This window comes from Streptomyces sp. NBC_00454 (assembly GCF_041434015.1).
Taxonomy (GTDB): domain Bacteria; phylum Actinomycetota; class Actinomycetes; order Streptomycetales; family Streptomycetaceae; genus Streptomyces.
The window spans coordinates 5,874,875-5,894,240 of record NZ_CP107907.1; the positions used below are offsets into that span (position 1 = coordinate 5,874,875).

The following is a 19,366-nucleotide window of genomic DNA, read 5'->3' on the forward strand; positions in this document are numbered from 1 at the left end:
TGCGAGGTTCAGGGGGCCGGGCGCGGAGTCCGGCGGACGGCCCGCATCCTGCGGGCGTACCGGGCCCGGCCGATGGCGTACCAGTGCAGGCGGGCCGACAGCGGGAGACGGGCGAGCAGCGCCCGGCGCTCGGCCCGGTCCGCGTCCTCCAGCGCAGGGCCTGGGCCCACCGTCAGGTGTCGGCCCAGCGCGTCCCACTCGTACGGGGACAGGTGCCGGGCGGCGAGCGGAAGCAGCGCCAGCGCCTCCTCGGCCAGGTGCTCCACGAGCACGGCGCGGTGCTCGGCCAGCAACGCGGTGAGCCCGTCACGGGCAGCCTCGCCCGCCCCGGCCTCCCAGCCGGGCAGTACCGCCCCGGCCGCCGCGAGGGTCGCGGCCACCCGGTCCTCCCGTTGCGCACTGCGCAGCACGAGATCGGCATCGAGGTCGAGCCGGGCCAGGAGCGGCGGACGCAGGTACGCGGCCTGCGCGTCCAGGCAGCCGAGCAGGGAGCGCCGGTAGTCGCCGAAGTGGCCCGACAGCAACCGGGCCCGGACGGTGTCCCCGGGGGCCGCCGCGGCGACCAGGGTGACCAGCAGACGCGCTTCGCGCCGCAGGCCGCGGTGGACGGCCACCAGCTCGCCCGCCCCCGGCGCCGCGTTCTTCGTCTCCGTGTTCATGGGAAGAGACTGGCCGCGGGTTCATGGAGGGCTCTTGGAAGGGACTTGGAGCAGCGCGCCGGTCCGTCCGGTCGATTGAATTCCCTTCTGTTGAAGGGATGTTGGGTGATCCGGATTAAGCTGGGCGGCACATGGTGCACATACGCGTACTCGGGTCCTTCGCCGCCGAACGCGACGGCGAGCCCGTCCCGCTCGGCGGTCACCGGCAGCGTTCGGTCCTCGCGCTGCTGGTCTCGGCGCGGGGCCGGGTCGTCTCGGTCGACCGGATGATCGAGGAGCTCTGGCAGGGGGCGGCGCCCGCGCGGGCAGTGGCCTCGCTCCAGGCGTACGTGTCCAACCTGCGCAGGCTCCTCGAACCGGGCCGGGCTCCGCGCACCGCCGCCCGGCTGCTCGTGAGCACGCCCCCGGGCTACGCGCTGCGGCTGCCCGAGGACGCGGTGGACGCCTGGCGCTTCGAACGGCTGCTGGGGGAGGCCCGCGAGCTGCTGGCGGGCGGCGGGACCGGCGGTCCGGCCACCGTCGCTGTCCCCGGGCCGGCCACTGTCCGTGCCGCCGATCCCGTCGCTGCCAGGGGCCTGCTCCGGGAGGCGCTGGAGCTGTGGCAGGGGCCGGCGTACGCCGAGAGCGCCGACGAGCCGTGGTCCCACGCCGAGATCCTGCGACTGGACGAACTCCGGCTGGCCGCCCGCGAACTGGACATCGCCGCCGGGCTGCGCGGCCGCGACCCCGCGGGGGTGGTGTCCGAGGCCGCGCTGCTCACGCGGGCGGAGCCGTTGCGGGAGGAGGCCTGGCGGCTGCACGCGCTGGCGTTGTGGGCGGCGGGGCGCCAGGCCGACGCGCTGGCCGCCCTGCGGCGGGCCCGGACCGTGCTGGCCGACGAGGTCGGACTGGATCCCGGGGCGGCCCTGGTGGAACTGGAGAAGGCGGTCCTGGCCCAGGACGAGCGGCTGCTGCGCGAGGCCACGGCCGGGCCGTCGGCGGCACCGGACGCGGCGGGGGCAGGGGCACTCCTGCCGGCTGCGCGGGCGGCCGAGCGGCCACCGGGCGCGGAACCCGAAGGCGAGGCCGGGCTGTTCGTGGGCCGTGCGGCGGAACTGGCGCTGCTCGCCGAGGCCTCCGGCCGGGCGTTGGCCGCCGGGCCCGCCGTCGCGCTGGTCACCGGCGAAGCGGGCCTGGGCAAGTCCGCACTGCTGCACCGGCTGGGCGAGCGCCTGCGCCGGGAGGGCTGGCTCGTCGCGCTCGGCCGGGCCGGCGAGGCCGAGGGAGCCCCGCCCGCCTGGGCCTGGGCCGAGGCCCTGCGCACCGTGGCGGCCGAGATCCCGCCCGGACCCGGGGCGGCGGCCGCCCTGGCACCCCTGCTGGGCGGCGCGGCGAGTGGCGGACCGGCGGGTTCCGGCCCGGTGGGCGGCGCGGGCCTGCCAGGGGAAGACGCCGCGGCGGGGCGGTTTCGGCTCCACCGGTCCGTGTGGGAGTGGCTCGGGTCGGCGGCTGCGGTACGGCCCGTCGCCGTCCTCCTGGACGATCTGCACGGGGCGGACGCCGAGACGCTCGCCCTGCTCACGGGCGTCGGCGAACTGCCGGCGGGGACGCCCGTCCTGGTGGTGGGCGCCCACCGGCCCGACGAGGTGGGCGACCGGCTCGCCGACACCCTTGCCGTGCTGGCCCGCAGCTCCCCGGCCCGGATCGCGCTGCAGGGTCTGGGCGAAGCCGCGGTGGCCGAGGTCGTCCGGGCCGCGGCCGGGCCGGGGGTGGCCCCCGAGACGGTGGCCGCGCTCACCGAACGCACCGGGGGCAATCCGTTCTACGTCCGGGAGAGCGCCCGGCTGCTGGCCGGCGAAGGCGCCCTGGTCGCGCTGTCCGACGTACCCGAAGGGGTCCGCGACGTACTGCGCCGACGGCTCGGCCGGCTCCCGGATCCGGTGGTCGCGGTGCTGCGGCTGGCCGCCGTCGCCGGGCGGGAGGCGGAAGTCGAGGTCCTGGTCGGGGCCGCCGACACCGACGAGGACGGGGTCCTGGGCGCGCTGGAGGCCGGACTGCTCACCGGACTGCTTGTCGAACCCGGGCCGGGCCGGATCCGGTTCGCGCACGCCCTTGTCCGCGACACCCTGCTCGCCGACCTCAGCCGGCTGCGCGCCACCCGGATGCACGCCCGGATCGGGGCCGTGCTGGAGCGGCTCGGCCCGGACGAGGTCTCCGCGCTGGCCCACCACTTCGTCCGGGCCGCCTCCTCGGCCACGGCGGCGCGGGCGGTGCGGTACTGCCTGCGGGCCGCAGAACTGGCCGAGGCCCGCTACGCGCACGAGGCGGCCGCGGCGCTGCTGTCCGAGGCGCTGGAGAGCTTCGAGCGGATCCCGGCGGACCGCGGCAGCGGCGCGGGCGAGGGGGACGACGGGGGCGAGTCGGGCGAGGGGAACACCGGCCGGACCACGGACCGGAATGCCGAACGGGCCGACCTGCTGGGCCGGCTGGTACGGGCACAGGTGCGCGCCGGGGCGGTCGTGGCCGCGCGCGAGACCCGCCGCGGGGCCATCGACCACGCCGTCGGCGCGGGCCGCGAAGACCTGCTCATCCGCGCCTTCACGGCCTGGACCGAGCCGACGCCGTGGCAGACACGGCCCTACGGGACGGTCGACCGGCCGGTGGTGGCGCTGCTCGAACGCCTGCTGGCGCGGCCGGACCACGAACCGGCCGTCCGGTGCCGGCTGCTGATCGCCTACGCCACCGAGCTCTCCGACGCCCGGCTGCCGGCCGTGCGCGCGGCGGCCCGCGAGGCCGTGGAGCTAGTGCCGCGTCAGGCAACGTTCGCCCCGTCGCGACACCCGGCACGCACTCTCGGCGTGCCGGCCGAAAGCCCAAGTACGTCCAGTACGAGTGCTTCGGGCCAGCACGCCGAGAGCACGCACCGGCCGCCGCTCCTTGAGGGGCAAACGTTGCCTGACGCGGCACTGGCCGAGGGGCTCGGCCGGCCCGCGCTCCGGGCAGCCGCGCTCGCCGCGCTCGTGCGTGAGCTCGACGCCGATCTGGAATGGCGGGAGCGGGCCGCGCTGGGGCGCGAACTGGAGGATCTGGGCACCGCGCACGACCTTCCCGCGCACCGGTGGTACGGGCTCTTCATCCGGTCCACGGCCGCCGCCGCCACGGGGGACGTGGCGGCCGTGCGCCGACTGGTGGGGGAGTACACGGAGTTCGCCCGGACCTACCGGATGCCCGGACCGGCGGTGGTCGGCGAGGGCGTACGCGCCACCCTCGCGCACATCGAGGGCCGTACCGAGGACGCCGAGCGCATGTACGCCGAGGCGGCCGCCGCCATGTCCCGGCAGGGTTCACCCCATGCCGCCGGGCATCTGGCGATCGCCACGGCCACGCTCCTGGCGAGCCGGGGACTGATGGGGCAGTCCGTGGCCTGGGCCCGGCAGGTGTACGAGGGCTTCGGCACCCTGGCCGCGGACCTGCTGGCCGTCGCGCTCGCCGAGGCGGGGGAGGCGGGGGAGGCCCGGGAGGTCCTGGCCGAGGCGGGGCCGCTCCCCGCGAACTACCTCTTCAAGGTCTTCGGGACCTTCCGCGCGATGACCCTGGTGGCCCTCGGCGAGAAACGGGGCGCGCGGGAGCTCTACGAGGCCCTGCTGCCCTACGCGGACGCCCCGCCGCCGTCGTCCGGGTTCACCGTGGCGATGCGGCCGGTGGCGTACACCCTCGGCGAGCTCGCCGTCCTGCTGGGAGACGAGTCCGGGGCCGCCTCCCACTTCGCGCGCTCGGAGTCGATGGCGGCCCGCTGGAACAGCCCCTGGGGCCGCCGTGCGCAGGCGTCGCCGACAGCAGCCGTGGCTGATTCGCACGGGTGGGGCCCAGGGGGTTCCACGCCGGATTCCGATGGGCCAAACTGGCTGTAATCCAACTGCAAGGAACTTGCATTGTTTGCGCTACTCTTGCGCTCATGACGCGACGACTTGCTCAAGTGGCGAAGAAGGTGGGGGTCAGCGAGGCAACGGTCAGCCGGGTGCTCAACGGCAAGCCGGGCGTCTCGGACGCGACCCGCCAGTCCGTGCTCACGGCCCTGGACGTCCTCGGCTACGAGCGCCCCACCCAGCTGCGCGGCGAGCGCGCCCGGCTGGTCGGCCTGGTCCTGCCCGAGCTCCAGAACCCCATCTTCCCGGCCTTCGCCGAGGTCATCGGTGGTGCGCTGGCCCAGCAGGGGCTGACCCCGGTGCTCTGCACGCAGACCACCGGTGGGGTCTCCGAAGCCGACTACGTCGAGCTCCTGCTCCAGCAGCAGGTCTCCGGCGTGGTCTTCGCCGGCGGGCTCTTCGCGCAGGCCGACGCCCCGCACGAGCACTACCGGCTGCTGCACGACCGCAAGGTCCCGGTGGTGCTCATCAACGCCTCGATAGAGGACCTCGGCTTCCCGTGCGTGTCCTGCGACGACGCCGTCGCGGTCGAACAGGCCTGGCGCCACTTGGCCTCCCTGGGCCACGAACGCATCGGCCTGGTGCTGGGCCCGCCCGACCACATCCCCTCCCTGCGCAAGCTCGTGGCCGCCCAGGCGGTCGCCGCCGCGGCCGGCACCGAGCTGCCCGCCGAGCACGTGGAGCGGGCGCTGTTCTCGCTGGAGGGGGGCCATGCGGCCACCTCCCGGCTGCTGGACCGCGGGGTGACCGGCATCATCTGCGCGAGCGACCCGCTGGCCCTCGGGGCCATCCGCGCAGCCCGCCGCCGGGGGCTGGACGTCCCCGGCGAGGTCTCCGTCGTCGGGTACGACGACTCGGCGTTCATGAACTGCACCGAGCCCCCGCTAACCACCGTCCGGCAGCCGATCGAGGCCATGGGCCGGGCCGCCGTGGAACTGCTCACCGCGCAGATCCAGGGCGCCGCCGTACAGCCGGGCGAGCTGCTCTTCGAGCCCGAACTCGTGGTGCGCGGCTCCACGGGACAGGTTCCGCGCCGCCGTCCCGCGTAGGTCTCCGGCCGGCTCCACCCCTCGCCCCACCGCTTGAGCACAGGGCTCCGCAACGTCTTGATGACGTTTCGGAGCCCTGTTTTGCGTTCTCTGCCCGACCTGTCCGGCGCCTCGCTGCCAATCTCTTGCGAAATCTGCGCGAGATATTGCGTTCATCTGTGGGTGGTGGTTGAGTGTGCCGCGCTCACCCCCACACTCGCCCCCAGCCTCCTGCTTGATGCTCGAAGGGGACCACCGATGAGAACCAACATCCGCCGCAACACCGCGGCAGCCCTCGTCTCGGCGCTCGCCGTCACCGCCCTCGCGGCCTGCGGTACGAGCAGCAGCGGTGACGCCGACAAGAACCAGCCGTCCGGCGGGTCCAGCGACGCCTCCGCCCCGCTCGACCCGAAGACCAAGGTCACCATCTCCATCGACTGCATGCCGCCCGCGGCGAAGGCGGCCGAGCTCAAGGAGTGGAAGGAGGACGTGGCGGAGTTCAACAAGACCTACCCGAACGTCACGATCGAGGGCCGCTCCACCCCCGGCCAGTGCCTGGAACCCCCGCGCTTCACCGCGATGCTCAAGGCCAAGTCCCAGCCGGACGTGTTCTACGCCTACTTCACCGACCTCCAGCAGGTGCTGGACAACGACGGCGCCGAGGACATCTCGGCCTACGCGACCTCCAAGTCGGTGCCCGGCCTGGACGACATCGACAAGAACGTCACGAACGTCCTCAAGCGGGACGGCAAGGTCTACGGCCTGCCCACCAGCAACTACACGATGGGCCTGCTGATCAACCGCAAGCTCTTCCAGCAGGCGGGCCTCAACCCCGACCAGCCCCCGCGCACCTGGGACGAGGTCCGCGCGGCCGCCAAGAAGATCGCGGCCCTCGGCAACGGCACCGCCGGCTACGGCGACTACAGCGTCGAGAACACGGGCGGCTGGCACTACACGGCGGCCATGTACGGCATGGGCGGCGACATCGTCGGCGCCGACGGCAAGGCGGCCTTCAACAACCCCACCGGCAAGCAGATCGCCGACAACCTCCACGCCATGCGCTGGGATGACGACAGCATGGGCAAGACCCAGCTGCTCAAGTGGGGCGACCTGCAGAAGCAGATGGCCTCGGACAAGCTCGGCATGTTCCTGGCCGCGCCCGACGACATCACGTACATGGTCCAGCAGCTCGGCGCCAAGTACGAGAACTTCGGTATGGGCCCGCTCCCCGGCGGCGCCGCCACGCTGGCCGGCGGCAACGGCTACATGATCAAGAAGGGCAGCTCGCCCGACAAGGTCAAGGCCGCGATCGCCTGGCTGAACTTCAAGTTCCTCTCCGTCGGCAAGGGCCAGTTCCAGTACGACCGCTCCAAGACCGACGGCCTGCCGGTCGGCCTTCCGCAGCCCGCGTTCTTCACCGGGGCCAGCAAGGCCAAGGACGACGAGCTCAAGGCCGCCAGCGCCACCATGCCGGTGGTCAACTTCAAGACCTTCCTGGACAACCCGATCGCCGGCAAGGCCGAGCCGAAGAAGGCCCAGGAGGTCTACAAGGTCCTCGACAAGGTGATGTCGGGTGTCCTGACCAACAAGGACGCGGACTCGGCGCAGCTCCTCGCGGAAGCCGAGAAGGCGGTCAACCAGGTGCTGGCCAACCAGTAGCGGCCCGGCCGGGGGAGGTCCGGGCGGCCTCCCCGGCCCGGACCCGCCCGCCCGCCCCGTACTTGTGTTTCGACGGCGACGACCCACCTAGGAGCGAGCGGCGATGTCGGCTCCCACCCTGCCCGGTACCTCCCGCGAGGAATTCGTCCGGGCGTTCAAGCGGAACATCACGGCCCACGGCTTTCTGATCGGCGCCGTCCTCTGCTTCTCCTTCTTCTCCTGGTACCCCATGGTCCGGGAGTTCCTGCTGGCCTTCCAGAAGACCGAGGGCGGATCCGTCCGCTGGGTCGGCTGGGACAACTTCCGCTACGTCTTCAACGACCCGGCCTTCTGGCAGGCCTGGCGCAACACGCTCCTGTTCACCGGACTCGCGCTGGTCCTCGGCTTCGTCGTCCCGTTCGTGGTCTCGATCGTGCTCAACGAATTCCGCCACGCACAGGGTTATTTGCGGCTGCTGGTCTACCTCCCGGTGATGATGCCGCCGGTGGCCTCGATCCTGCTCTTCAAGTACTTCTACGACCCCGGTTACGGCATTTTCAACAGGGTCCTGGAATTCCTGCACCTGCCGGCGCAGGACTGGCTGCAGTCCACCGATACCGCGATGCTCTCCGTCGTCATCGCTTCCACGTGGATGAACATGGGCGGCGCGACCCTGATCTACCTGGCGGCCCTCCAGGGAGTCCCCGGCGAGCTCTACGAGGCCGCCGAGCTCGACGGTGCCGGCGTACTGCGCAAGATCTGGCACGTCACCATCCCGCAGACCAAGCTCATCCTGTCGCTGATGCTGCTGATGCAGATCATCGCGACGATGCAGGTCTTCGTGGAACCGTTCATGCTGACCGGCGGCGCCGGCCCCGAGGGCTCGACCACCACCGTCGTCATCCTCATCTACCAGTACGCCTTCAGCTTCAACCAGTACGGCGGCGCCGCGGCCCTGGGCCTGTGCCTGCTCGTCCTGCTCGCCGGCTTCTCCGCCGTGTACGTCCGGCTGAGCCGCGACAACGAGAACTGACGGGAGCACCTGACATGGCAGAGCGCACGCTGATATCGCCGGCCCAACTCGGCCGCACCCGAGGCAAGATCGCCTATTGGTCCGTCCTCGCCCTGGTCGTCGTCGGTTTCACCGTCGTCTTCCTCGGGCCCCTCTACTGGATGGTCGCCAACGGCCTCAAGAGCACCCAGGAGTTCACCCAGGTCCCGCCGACCCTGGTGCCCGACTCCCTGCACACCGAGAACTACTCGGCGGCCTGGAAGGTCATGGACCTCGCCAAGCTGCTGTTCAACACCCTCTACTACGCCTTCGGGGCCCTGGCCTTCCAGCTCGTCCTCGACGTCTCCGCGGCCTACTCGCTGTCCAAGCTCCGGCCCGTCTTCGGCAAGGCCGTCCTCGCCATGATGCTGGGCACCCTGATGATCCCGGCCACCGTGCTCGTCGTACCGCAGTACCTCACGGTCCTGGACATGCCGCTCATCCAGCGGAACCTGCTGAACACGCCCTGGGTGATCTGGCTCCCCTCCGTCACCAACGCGTTCAACATCTTCCTGCTGAAACGATTCTTCGACTCCATTCCCGGAGAGATCCTCGATGCCGCAGCCATCGACGGAGCCTCCGCCCTGCGCACCCTGCGCTCCGTGGTCCTGCCGATGTCCCGGCCCATCCTCGGAGTCGTGTCGATCTTCGCGATCGTCGGAGTCTGGAAAGACTTCCTCTGGCCCATGCTCACCCTCTCCGACCCGGCCCTGCAGACGCTCAACGTCGGCATCTACTCACTGTCCAGGGGAGTCCCCGAGAACCATCTCGTCGCAGCACTCGCGATGGCCTCCGCACCCACGCTCATCATCTTCCTGATCTTCCAGCGCAACATCATGAGCGGCCTGACGGCAGGCTCCCTCAAGGGGTGAGAACCCCGCTCCGCCGCCGCGCCCGGCCGCCCCCTGTTTGAAGGACCGCCGTGAAAGGACCCCTCCGTGGCTGACTTTCCCCTGCCCGAAAACGCCGCCGACTGGTGGCGCTCGGCCGCCATCTACCAGGTGTACGTACGCAGCTTCGCCGACGGCGACGGGGACGGCACCGGTGACCTCGTGGGCGTCCGGGCCCGCCTCCCCTACCTCGCCGAACTGGGAGTGGACGCCCTCTGGTTCACCCCCTGGTACCTCTCCCCGCTGGCCGACGGCGGCTACGACGTCGCCGACTACCGCTCCATCGACCCCGCCTTCGGCACCCTCGCCGAGGCCGAGAAGCTCATTGCCGAAGCCCGTGAGCTGGGCATCCGCACCATTGTCGACATCGTCCCGAACCACGTGTCCGACCAGCATGCCTGGTTCAGGGCCGCCCTCGCCGCCGGCCCCGGCAGCCCCGAGCGCGAGCTCTTCCACTTCCGCCCCGGCCGCGGCGCGCACGGGGAACTGCCGCCCGGAGACTGGCCCTCGCAGTTCAACGGCGCCGCCACCTGGACGCGGGTACCGGACGGGGAGTGGTACCTGCACCTGTTCACCCCCGAGCAGCCCGACCTGAACTGGGACCACCCCGCCGTCCGACGGGAGCACGAGGAAGTCCTGCGGTTCTGGTTCGAGCGCGGAGTGTCCGGCGTACGCATCGACTCCGCGGCCCTGCTCGCCAAGGACCCCGCCCTGCCCGACCTGGCGGGCCGCTCGCCCGAACCCTGGCCCGGCGAGGTCCACCCCTACATCGACCGCGACGACCTGCACACCATCTACCGCTCGTGGCGCGCCATCGCCGACGAGTACGGGGCCATCTTCGTCGGCGAGGTCTGGCTGGCGGACTCCGAGCGGTTCGCCCGCTACCTGCGCCCCGACGAGCTGCACACCGCCTTCAACTTCTCCTTCCTCAGCTGCCCCTGGGACGCCGCAAGGCTGCGCACCTCCATCGAGGAGACCCTCGCCGAACACGCCCCCGTCGGCGCCCCGGCCACCTGGGTGCTGTGCAACCACGACGTGACCCGTACGGTCACCCGCTACGGACGCGCCGAGACCGGGTTCGACTTCGCCGCCAAGGCCTTCGGGACCCCCACCGACCTGGAGCTGGGCACCCGGCGGGCCCGCGCCGCCGCACTGCTCTCGCTCGCACTGCCCGGCGCCGTGTACCTCTACCAGGGCGAGGAACTGGGCCTGCCGGAAGCCGACATCCCGCTCGACCGCATCCAGGACCCGATGCACTTCCGCTCCGGAGGCACCGACCCGGGCCGCGACGGGTGCCGGGTCCCGCTGCCCTGGACCGCCGAGCCGTGGAACGACCCCTGGCTGCCCCAGCCCGCGCACTGGACGGCGTACGCCGCGGACCGCCAGGACGGCGACCCGGGCTCGATGCTCACCCTCTACCGGACGGCCCTGTGGCTGCGCCGCGCCGCCCGCGGGTTCGGCGGCGGATCGCTGGAGTGGCTGCACGCGCCGCCCGGGGTGCTGGCCTTCCGCCGCCCCGACGGGCTGGTCTGCGCGGCCAACCTGTCGCCGGAGCCGGTCCCGCTGCCGGCCCACACCGAACTCCTGCTGAGCAGCTCCGCCCCGGACGACAGCGGGCTGCTCGCGCAGGACACGGCGGTCTGGCTGCGGACCTGACGCCGCCGCCAGACCGCCGGAACCACCGCTGGGCCGTCTCTTCCGGGGCCTCCCCGCCCGTCACGGCATCGGCCGTGGTGGGCGGGGGCCTTGGTACTGGCCGCTCGGCCGCATCCGCAGCGGGCGCTCCTGGTACTCCTCCAGCGCGTGCGCGATCCAGCCGGCCGTGCGGGCCACCGCGAACACCGTCTCCCCGGCCTCCGCGGCCATCGCGCACGACACCGTCAGCACGGCCAGCGCCAGGTCCACGTTCGGGTACAGCCCCCCGCCGTGCCGGGCCATCACCCCGGCCACCTCGCGCGCCGCTCCCAGCGCCGGACCGGCCTGGGCCAGCCCCTCCAGCCGCGCGAACAGCGCCGTCGCCCGCGGGTCCTCGCCCCGGTACAGCCGGTGCCCGAGCCCCGGCACCCGGCGCCCGGCGCGCAGGTACTCGGCCACCACCGGCGCCGCGCCGCCCCGCTCCAGCACCTCCACCAGCATCCGGTGGGCGAGCCGCCCGGCCGCGCCGTGCAGGGGGCCCTCCAGCGCGCCGAGCCCGGCCGAAACCGCCGCGTACGGATGCGCGCGGGCCGAGGCCGCCACCCGTACGGCCAGGGTCGACGCGGCCAGATCGTGGTCGGTGAGCAGCGCCAGGGCCAGGTCCAGCACAGCCAGCGCGTCCGGATCCGGGTCCAGGGGCGAGAGCCGGGGCCACAGCTGCCGGGCCAGGCGACCGTCCCCGGGCCACTGGGACGGGCCGACCTCGGGCAGGGCGCCGACCAGCGTGGGGATCAGGGTGCGTGCGGAGCCCAGTACGGCCGCCTCGGACAGGTCGAAGCGCAGCGGGTCCGCGACCGCCGCGGCGGCGACGGCCACCCGCAGCCGGTCGAGCGGGCCGCTGTGCTCCGGCAGCGCGGCCACCGCCCGGCGGGCCGCGGCGAGGGCTTCCGGGGGAGCGGTGAACCGGGCCCCGTGCACCAGGGTCCCCGTCCACAGCCACTCGGCGACCTCCTCGTAGCGGTACCGCGAGGCCAGTTCCACGGCGTCCACGCCGCGGAAGTAGTACCGGTCCGGCTCGATGAGGGTGAGCGAGGTGCGTACGGAGAGCTCCCCGGCGGAGCCGGCCGGTACCGCGGCCTCGCGCCGGCTGCGCCGGGCCAGCGCCTCGACCTCCCGGGCGTCGAAGCTGCTGCCGCGCCCGACCGGGTCGCGGCGGCTGGTGAGCAGGCCCCGGCTGACGTACGCGTAGACGGTGGCGGGCTTCACCCCCAGCAGCCGGGCCGCCTCCTGGGTGCTGAGCCTCCGCTCGGCGGACTCGTCACCGGGCTCAACACGGGGCTCGACACCGGACTCCTCGTTCATGACGCACACCCTACATATATTGATTGAATCAATATTGACAGTGATTGAGTCCATCATCGATGGTCGACCCATGAACACCACCGTCGCACCCTTCGAAGCACCCCGCGGACTCGCGGGAGTCGTGGTCACCGAGACCCTGCTCGGTGACGTCCGAGGCCGTGAGGGCTTCTACCACTACCGCCAGTACTCGGCCGTCGAGCTCGCCGAGAGCCGCACCTTCGAGGACGTGTGGCACCTGATGTTCCGCGGCGCGCTGCCCGCCGATGCCGCCGAACGCGCCGCCTTCGCCGCCGAGATCGCCCCGCTGCGCCGGCTCCCCGCCGAGGTGCGGGACGCCCTGCCCGCACTGGCCCGCGCCACCGCCCTGTCCGGCCCGCTCGCCGGCCTGCGCACCGCGCTCTCCCTGCTCGGCGCCTCGGCCGGCTTCCGCCCGGTCTACGACCTCGACCCCGAGCGCCGGGCCGCCGACGCGCTGGCCGCCTGCGCCGCCGTACCGACCCTGCTCACCGCGCTGCACCGGCTCGGGCAGGGGCTGGAGCCGGTGGAGCCGCGCGAGGACCTCCCGTACGCCGCCAACTACCTCTACATGCTGACCGGGCGGGAGCCCGGCCCGGTCGAGGCCCGCGCGGTCGAGCAGTACCTGATCTCCACGATCGACCACGGCTTCAACGCGTCCACCTTCACCGCCCGGGTGATCGCCTCCACCGGAGCCGATGTCGCGGCCTGCCTGACCGGGGCGATCGGCGCGCTCTCCGGCCCCCTGCACGGCGGCGCCCCCAGCCGGGCCCTGGACACCCTCGACGCCATCGGCACGGCGGACCGGATCGACCCCTGGATCCGCGAGCGGGTGCTCGCGGGCGACCGGATCATGGGCTTCGGACACCCCGTGTACCGCACCGAGGACCCGCGCTCGCGCATGCTGCGCGAGATCGCCCTCGGATTCGGCGGCCCGCTCGTGGACTTCGCCGTGGAGGTCGAGCGGCACGTGGAGGAGATCCTCGCCGAGCTGAAGCCGGGCCGCGAGCTGCACACCAACGTGGAGTTCTACGCGGGCGTGGTCATGGAGCTGTGCGGGCTGCCGCGCGAGATGTTCACCCCGACCTTCTGCGCGGCCAGGGTGGTCGGCTGGAGCGCGAACATCCTCGAACAGGCCACCGACTCGAAGATCATCCGCCCGGCGGCCCGCTACACCGGCCCGACCCCGCCCGAGCCGGTCCCGGCCCTCGGCTGACGGGCGAACGCCGCCCGACGCGGCACTGGCTACGATCGACCGGGTGAACAGCATCCCCGTCGTCGTCCTCGCCGGATTCCTCGGATCCGGCAAGACCACCGTCCTCAACCACCTCCTGACCCACCGGGGAGGCACCCGGATCGGGGTCGTCGTCAACGACTTCGGCTCCATCGAGGTGGACGCGATGTCGGTGGCCGGCCAGCTCGGCGACTCGATGGTCTCCCTCGGCGGCGGCTGCCTGTGCTGTGCGGTGGACGGCAGCGAGCTGGACGCCTACCTGGAGAAGCTCGCCGACCCGGTCCACCGCATCGACGTGATCGTCATCGAGGCGAGCGGGCTGGCGGAGCCCCAGGAGATGATCCGGATGCTCGTCGCCAACGAGAATCCGGCCGTCCGCTACGGCGGCATGGTGCAGGTTGTGGACGCGGCGGAGTTCGACGCGACCCGCATCAGGCATCCGGAGACCGACCGGCACCTGTCCGTCGCGGACCTGGTGCTGCTCAACAAGACCGACCGGGTGGACGCGGGCGAACGGACCCGGATCGAGGAGGTGCTCGGCGGACTGTGCGCGCCGGGCATCCCGGTCGTCGGCGCGGACCACGGGCGGATCGACCCGGAGCTGCTCTTCGACCGGCGGCCGTGGGAGCAGACCCGGGGGCAGCTGTCCTTCGAGGACCTACTGGCCCAGGCGCACGACCACGACGGCGGCGCGGACGACCACGCGGGCCACGTTCACGCCGCCTACGAGAGCACGGAGTTCGTGTCCGAGCAGGCCCTCGACCCGCGCCGGTTCATCGAGTTCCTCGACCGCCGCCCGGCCGGGCTCTACCGGATCAAGGGCTTCGTCTACTTCGGCGTCCCCGGCCACCAGGAGCGCTACGAGGTCCACGCGGTCGGCCGGTTCCTCCGCTTCTCCCCGCACCCCTGGGGCCGGGGCGAGCCGCGCCTGACGCAGCTCGTCCTGATCGGCTCGGGCACGGACGGCCCGGGCCTGCTCCGCGAGCTGGAGGCGTGCCGGGAGGCGCAGCCGCAGCACGGCCGCCCGGAATCCATGTGGGGCGTCCTGCGCTACGTGGACCGCCCGGCGGAACCGGAGCAGGAACCCGGACCGGAGCAGGAACCCGGACCGGAGCAGGACGCCGACCCCGAGGACTTCTGAGAGCAGCCGATCCCGCTCAGACGACCTCGATGCCGAAGTCGCCGAGCAGGGGTTCCAGGCCGCCCGGGTAGCCCTTGCCGCCGAGGACGAAGTCCCAGTCGCCACTGGGGCGGCGCCGGAAGGAACCGAGGACCAGGGCGGTTTCACCGGCGCGTCCGTCGGATACCTCCAGCTGGCCCAACTCCTCGCCGACGGTGTCCAGTAGCCGGATCCGGGCGTCCGTGAAGCCCGCGAGGTCGGCGTCCGGATCGATCTCCGGGTCGATCGCTGCCACGAGGACCAGCCGGTCGGCGGGGAGCGGCAGGGAGTCGAAGGCGACCAGCAGCGCGGCCTTGTCGGGCGCCGCGTGCGCATGTGTCCGTACCGAACCGTCCGGGGTGCGGGGGTTGTTGAAGAACACGAAGTGCTCCTCGCTCAGCACCCGGTTGCCCTCGCAGACCAGTGCGCACACGTCGAGCGCGACCGCGCCGGTCCAGGACATGCCGAGCACGTTGTGATCGGCGGGGGGCGCCTCTTCGGTCGTTCGCCGGGCAGGCACCGGGGCGGGGGCCGCGTCGGGCGCGCCCCCGCCGAGGCGTCCGCGCAGTCCGTGCCGGTGCAGCAGCTCCACGAGTTCGGCCCCGGGAACCAACTCCAGGGGCTTGCCGTTGGCAAAGGTGTACGACCCGGGCCCGAAGGTCGCCGTGGTGACCAGCACCCCCTTGTTCGCCCCCCGGTCCTGGACCGTGCCGTACAGGTCTCGCACGGCCGTCGGCGGGACCGTGTTCCGGTAGCGCTTGACCTGCACCACGATCCGCCCGCCCCGGATCGGGGCCGGGTCCAGCGCTTCGACGTCCACGCCGCCGTCGCCCGAGCGCTGCGTGGTCACCGCCTCCATGCCCATCGCCCGGAAGAGCTCGGCCACCAGGTTCTCGAAGGCGATGGGGTCCATCGCGAAGAGGTCCGGCTCCTCCTCGCCGCCGTCCGCGTGCCCACCGTGGCCGACGACCGTGCCGACCTCGTCGGGCCGACGCCCTGGACGCACCGTGGTCAGTTGGTCGGGCTTCGAGGAAAGCTGCCCGCGCAAGCCCTCCACGAGGCAGTCCACCGCACTGACCTGCTCCAGCCGCAGTCCCTCGAACGTGGTGCGCGCGGCGGTCACCGTGGCGAGGACGAACTGCGCCTCCTGTCCCGTCACGGGATCGGGGCGGTCCACGAAGCCGTTCACCAGGACCGAGTCCAGCACCCCGAACTCGTCGGCCGCATACAGCTCGCGCAGTACCAGGAGCACGCACTGCGCCAGCAGATCCCGGTACAGCGCCCGCCGCTCCGTCGCCGGGCGGGGCTTCACCCTGTACTGGCCCGTGCTCGGCAGGTACTGGACCGACCTGGCCTCCGGCACCACCGTGTATCCGGGCAGCTCCCAGTCCAGCACCAGCTGACGCGCCCCCGGGTCGTAGGCGGCCGCCACCTGCCTGGGCAGGGCCTCGGGCCAGGCCGTCGAGACGTACAGGGCGGCCGAGAAGTACTCCACCACCGCCTCGGGGTCGCCGGCGCGCAAGGCGGCGGCCAGCTCGGCCAGTCCGCTGTTGTGCGCCCGGATCCCGGCGAGCTGCTCCGCCGCCCAGGTGTCGTACTGCTGCCGGTACGAAGCCAGTTGGTGCTGCCGCTGGGTCTCGGCCGCCTGCGCGGCCTGCCAGGCGGCTGTGTACCGCGCGTGCGCGTCCCGCTCCGCTTGCGCCCGCTGGCCGGAGCCGAGGGTCCAGCCGCTGCTCTGGTGCTGGAACTGATCGATGCGCGGGAGCGCCACCGGCTGCGCCAGGCTTCCCGGGGCGAACGGTTCCAGCTGCTCCGACCGGACCATGGCCGCCGTTCGGAACGCCGGTGCCCTGCATCCGGTGACCAACAGGACCTGTAGGGCCTCGACCTCGGCGTCGAGCTGCGCGGAACGCCGCCGAGCCTCGGCGTCGCGGTGCTGCCGGTCGGCTGCCTGCTGTTGCCGTTGCCCCCGGACCCCACCGCCTTCGTAGGGTCGCTCGGGGTGTTCCGCCTCGCGTTGTCGGACCAGCTGCATCTGCTGCGTCCGGCGCTGGGCTTCGGCCCAGTCCCTGATCGATCCGTCCGACCGACGACTCATCAGTTCTGTGTCTCCCCGCCCCACCCGACAGTGCCAAGAGGGAAAACACTAGTCGCCATTCGGGTGGTACGTCCCCCGGACGTACCACCCGAATGACCTGGAACTCCCTACAGTGCGGACCCCGCCAGCGCCGCCACCGCGACCGGCAGCGAGGTGCCCGAGCCGTCCCGTCGCGGATCGACGGCGGGCAGCGCGGCCGGGCTGCCGTTCGCCGTCGCCGCGCGGGCCGGGGAGCCGCCCGCCCAGGCCAGGACCAGCAGGTCCTCGCCCTTGAGGAACCGCTGGCAGCGCACGCCGCCGGTGGCCCGGCCCTTGCGCGGGTACTGGTCGAACGGGGTCAGCTTCACGGACAGCAGCGAGTCGTCCAGCGTCCCCTGCGAGCCGGCCACAGTGAACACCACGGCGTCGCGCGCCGGGTCGACGGCCGAGAAGTGGATCACCTTGGCGTTGTCGGCGAGCTTGATGCCCGCCATACCGCCCGCCGGGCGGCCCTGGGGGCGCACCTGGCCCGCCGGGTAGCGCAGCAGCTGGGCGTCGTCCGTGATGAAGACGAGGTCCTCCTCGCCGGTGCGCAGCTCGACCGCTCCGACGATCCGGTCACCGTCTTTGAGGGTGATGACCTCCAGCTCGTCCTTGTTGGCCGGGTAGTCCGGCACGACCCGCTTGACCACGCCCTGTTCGGTGCCGAGCGCCAGGCCCTGCCCCGATTCGTCCAGCGAGGTCAGGCAGACGACCTTCTCGTCGGCCTCCAGCCCGGAGAGGAACTCCGAGACCGGGGCGCCGCCCGCCAGGTTCGGCGCGGCGTGGGTGTCCGGGAGCTGCGGCAGGTCGATCACCGAAAGCCGCAGGAGCCGCCCGTACGAGGTGACCGCGCCGATGTCGGCCCGGGCGGTGGCCGCGACCTGCGAGACGATCAGGTCGTGCTTGGCGCGGGCGCCGCCCTCCTCCTCGGGGAGCGGATCGGCGTTCGGGGTGCGGGCCAGCAGACCGGTGGAGGACAGCAGCACCCGGCACGGGGTGTCCTCGACCTCCAGCGGCACCGCCGCGACCGGGGTTCCGGCGGACTCCAGCAGCACCGTACGGCGCTCCGTGCCGTACTTCTTCGACACCGCGGCCAGCTCCGAGGAGACCAGCTTGCGCAGCTCGTTGTCGGAGTCCAGGATCCCGGTCAACTCGTCGATCTCACCGGTCAGCCGGTCGCGCTCGGACTCCAGCTCGATCCGGTCGAAGCGGGTGAGCCGGCGCAGCGGGGTGTCCAGGATGTACTGGGTCTGGATCTCGCTCAGGGAGAAGCGCTCCATCAGGCGCTCCTTGGCCTGGGCGGAGTTGTCGCTGTCCCGGATGATCCGGATGACCTCGTCGATGTCGAGCAGGGCCACCAGCAGGCCCTCGACCAGGTGCAGGCGGTCGCGCCGCTTGCCCCGGCGGAACTCGCTGCGGCGCCGCACGACCTCGAAGCGGTGGTCGAGGTAGACCTCGAGGAGCTCCTTGAGGCCCAGCGTCAACGGCTGTCCGTCGACCAGCGCGACGTTGTTGATGCCGAAGGACTCCTCCATCGGCGTCAGCTTGTACAGCTGCTCCAGCACGGCCTCGGGGTGGAAGCCGTTCTTGATCTCGATGACGAGGCGCAGGCCGTGCGAGCGGTCGGTGAGGTCCTTGACGTCCGCGATGCCCTGGAGCTTCTTCGAGCCGACCAGGTCCTTGATCTTCGCGATGACCTTCTCGGGGCCGACCGTGAAGGGCAGTTCGGTGACGACCAGGCCCTTGCGGCGCGGGGTCACGTCCTCCAGGGTCACCGTCGAGCGGATCTTGAAGGTGCCGCGGCCGTTCTCGTAGGCGTCCTTGATGCCCGCGAGGCCCACGATCCGGCCGCCGGTGGGCAGGTCGGGACCCGGTACGAAGCGCATGAGCGCTTCCAGGTCCGCCTCCGGGTAGCGGATCAGGTGGCGGGCGGCCGCGATGACCTCGCCCAGGTTGTGCGGGGCCATGTTGGTGGCCATGCCGACCGCGATCCCGGACGCGCCGTTGACCAGCAGGTTCGGATACGCGGCCGGCAGTACGACCGGCTCCCGCTCCTGGCCGTCGTAGTTCGCGGCGAAGTCGACGGTGTTCTCGTCGATCCCGTCCGTCATCAGCGAGGCGGCGTCGGCCATCTTGGACTCGGTGTACCGCATCGCGGCCGGCGGGTCGTCGTTGCCGAGCGAGCCGAAGTTGCCGTGGCCGTCGACCAGCGGGAGACGCATGGAGAAGGGCTGCGCCATGCGCACGAGGGCGTCGTAGATCGACGCGTCTCCATGCGGGTGGAGCTTGCCCATGACCTCGCCGACGACGCGCGCGCACTTGACGTAGCCGCGGTCGGGGCGCAGGCCCATCTCGTTCATCTGGTAGACGATGCGCCGGTGTACCGGCTTCATGCCGTCGCGTGCGTCGGGCAGGGCGCGGGAGTAGATCACCGAGTACGCGTACTCGAGGAAGGAGCCCTGCATTTCGTCGACGACGTCGATGTCGAGGATCTTCTCCTCGAAATCCTCCGGCGGCGGGGTCTTCGTGCTGCGGCGGGCCATCGCTGCGCGGCTCCTTAACCAAGAATCGGGATGAGCTGAGCTCTCACGGGGTGTGCGGGTGGGCCTGGCCGGGTTTCGGACAGGGGTGACGCGGACCATTGTGGCCCGAGGCACCGACAACGCCGACT

General features: G+C 72.4%; 12 protein-coding genes. 8 read left to right on the forward strand and 4 right to left on the reverse strand.

The features are described 5' to 3' along the window. Window positions 1–8 precede the first annotated feature (8 nt). Window positions 9–659: a hemerythrin domain-containing protein gene (locus OHU74_RS27100; RefSeq protein ID WP_371618264.1), complete on the reverse strand. Its 651-nt coding sequence runs from the start codon at window positions 657–659 to the stop codon at window positions 9–11. A 131-nt stretch (window positions 660–790) separates the two neighbouring features. Here OHU74_RS27100 and OHU74_RS27105 point away from each other — a divergent pair, with 131 nt between their 5' ends. From OHU74_RS27105 to OHU74_RS27130, 6 genes are all read left to right on the forward strand, one after another. Then, complete coding sequence (locus tag OHU74_RS27105) at window positions 791–4,549, forward strand: BTAD domain-containing putative transcriptional regulator (RefSeq protein ID WP_371618265.1); 3,759 nt, start codon at window positions 791–793, stop codon at window positions 4,547–4,549. Between the two features lie 44 nt (window positions 4,550–4,593). After that, the gene (locus tag OHU74_RS27110; RefSeq protein WP_330298976.1) at window positions 4,594–5,613 is read left to right on the forward strand and encodes a LacI family DNA-binding transcriptional regulator; all 1,020 of its coding nucleotides are present in this window, start codon (window positions 4,594–4,596) and stop codon (window positions 5,611–5,613) included. A 237-nt stretch (window positions 5,614–5,850) separates the two neighbouring features. Continuing rightward, the gene (locus OHU74_RS27115; RefSeq protein ID WP_371618266.1) at window positions 5,851–7,251 is read left to right on the forward strand and encodes an ABC transporter substrate-binding protein; all 1,401 of its coding nucleotides are present in this window, start codon (window positions 5,851–5,853) and stop codon (window positions 7,249–7,251) included. A 103-nt stretch (window positions 7,252–7,354) separates the two neighbouring features. Continuing rightward, entirely contained in the window at window positions 7,355–8,263 is a 909-nt protein-coding gene (locus OHU74_RS27120; protein WP_371618267.1) for a carbohydrate ABC transporter permease, read from the forward strand. Window positions 8,264–8,277: 14 nt separating this feature from the next. Beyond that, on the forward strand, window positions 8,278–9,153 hold the full coding sequence (locus OHU74_RS27125) for a carbohydrate ABC transporter permease (protein WP_371618268.1): 876 nt from the start codon (window positions 8,278–8,280) through the stop codon (window positions 9,151–9,153). A 66-nt stretch (window positions 9,154–9,219) separates the two neighbouring features. Continuing rightward, a complete protein-coding gene (locus OHU74_RS27130; protein WP_371618269.1) occupies window positions 9,220–10,827 on the forward strand; it encodes a glycoside hydrolase family 13 protein in 1,608 nt (535 codons plus the stop codon). 60 nt (window positions 10,828–10,887) lie between these two features. Here OHU74_RS27130 and OHU74_RS27135 read toward each other — a convergent pair whose 3' ends face one another. Beyond that, complete coding sequence (locus OHU74_RS27135) at window positions 10,888–12,168, reverse strand: citrate synthase (RefSeq protein ID WP_371618270.1); 1,281 nt, start codon at window positions 12,166–12,168, stop codon at window positions 10,888–10,890. Between the two features lie 70 nt (window positions 12,169–12,238). Here OHU74_RS27135 and OHU74_RS27140 point away from each other — a divergent pair, with 70 nt between their 5' ends. Both OHU74_RS27140 and OHU74_RS27145 read left to right on the forward strand, forming a co-directional pair. Beyond that, the gene (locus OHU74_RS27140) at window positions 12,239–13,399 is read left to right on the forward strand and encodes a citrate synthase (RefSeq protein ID WP_371618271.1); all 1,161 of its coding nucleotides are present in this window, start codon (window positions 12,239–12,241) and stop codon (window positions 13,397–13,399) included. 34 nt (window positions 13,400–13,433) lie between these two features. Further along, window positions 13,434–14,558, forward strand: coding sequence for a GTP-binding protein (locus OHU74_RS27145; protein WP_371619826.1), 1,125 nt, complete (start codon window positions 13,434–13,436; stop codon window positions 14,556–14,558). Window positions 14,559–14,574: 16 nt separating this feature from the next. Here the strand turns inward: OHU74_RS27145 and OHU74_RS27150 are convergent, their stop codons facing one another. Together OHU74_RS27150 and OHU74_RS27155 are read right to left on the reverse strand one after the other, a co-directional pair. Next, a complete protein-coding gene (locus OHU74_RS27150; protein WP_371618272.1) occupies window positions 14,575–16,674 on the reverse strand; it encodes a restriction endonuclease in 2,100 nt (699 codons plus the stop codon). A 107-nt stretch (window positions 16,675–16,781) separates the two neighbouring features. Next, window positions 16,782–19,238 carry a DNA topoisomerase (ATP-hydrolyzing) subunit A gene (locus OHU74_RS27155; RefSeq protein ID WP_371618273.1) on the reverse strand — a complete coding sequence of 819 codons (2,457 nt, stop codon included), beginning with the start codon at window positions 19,236–19,238 and terminating at the stop codon, window positions 16,782–16,784. Window positions 19,239–19,366 lie beyond the last annotated feature (128 nt).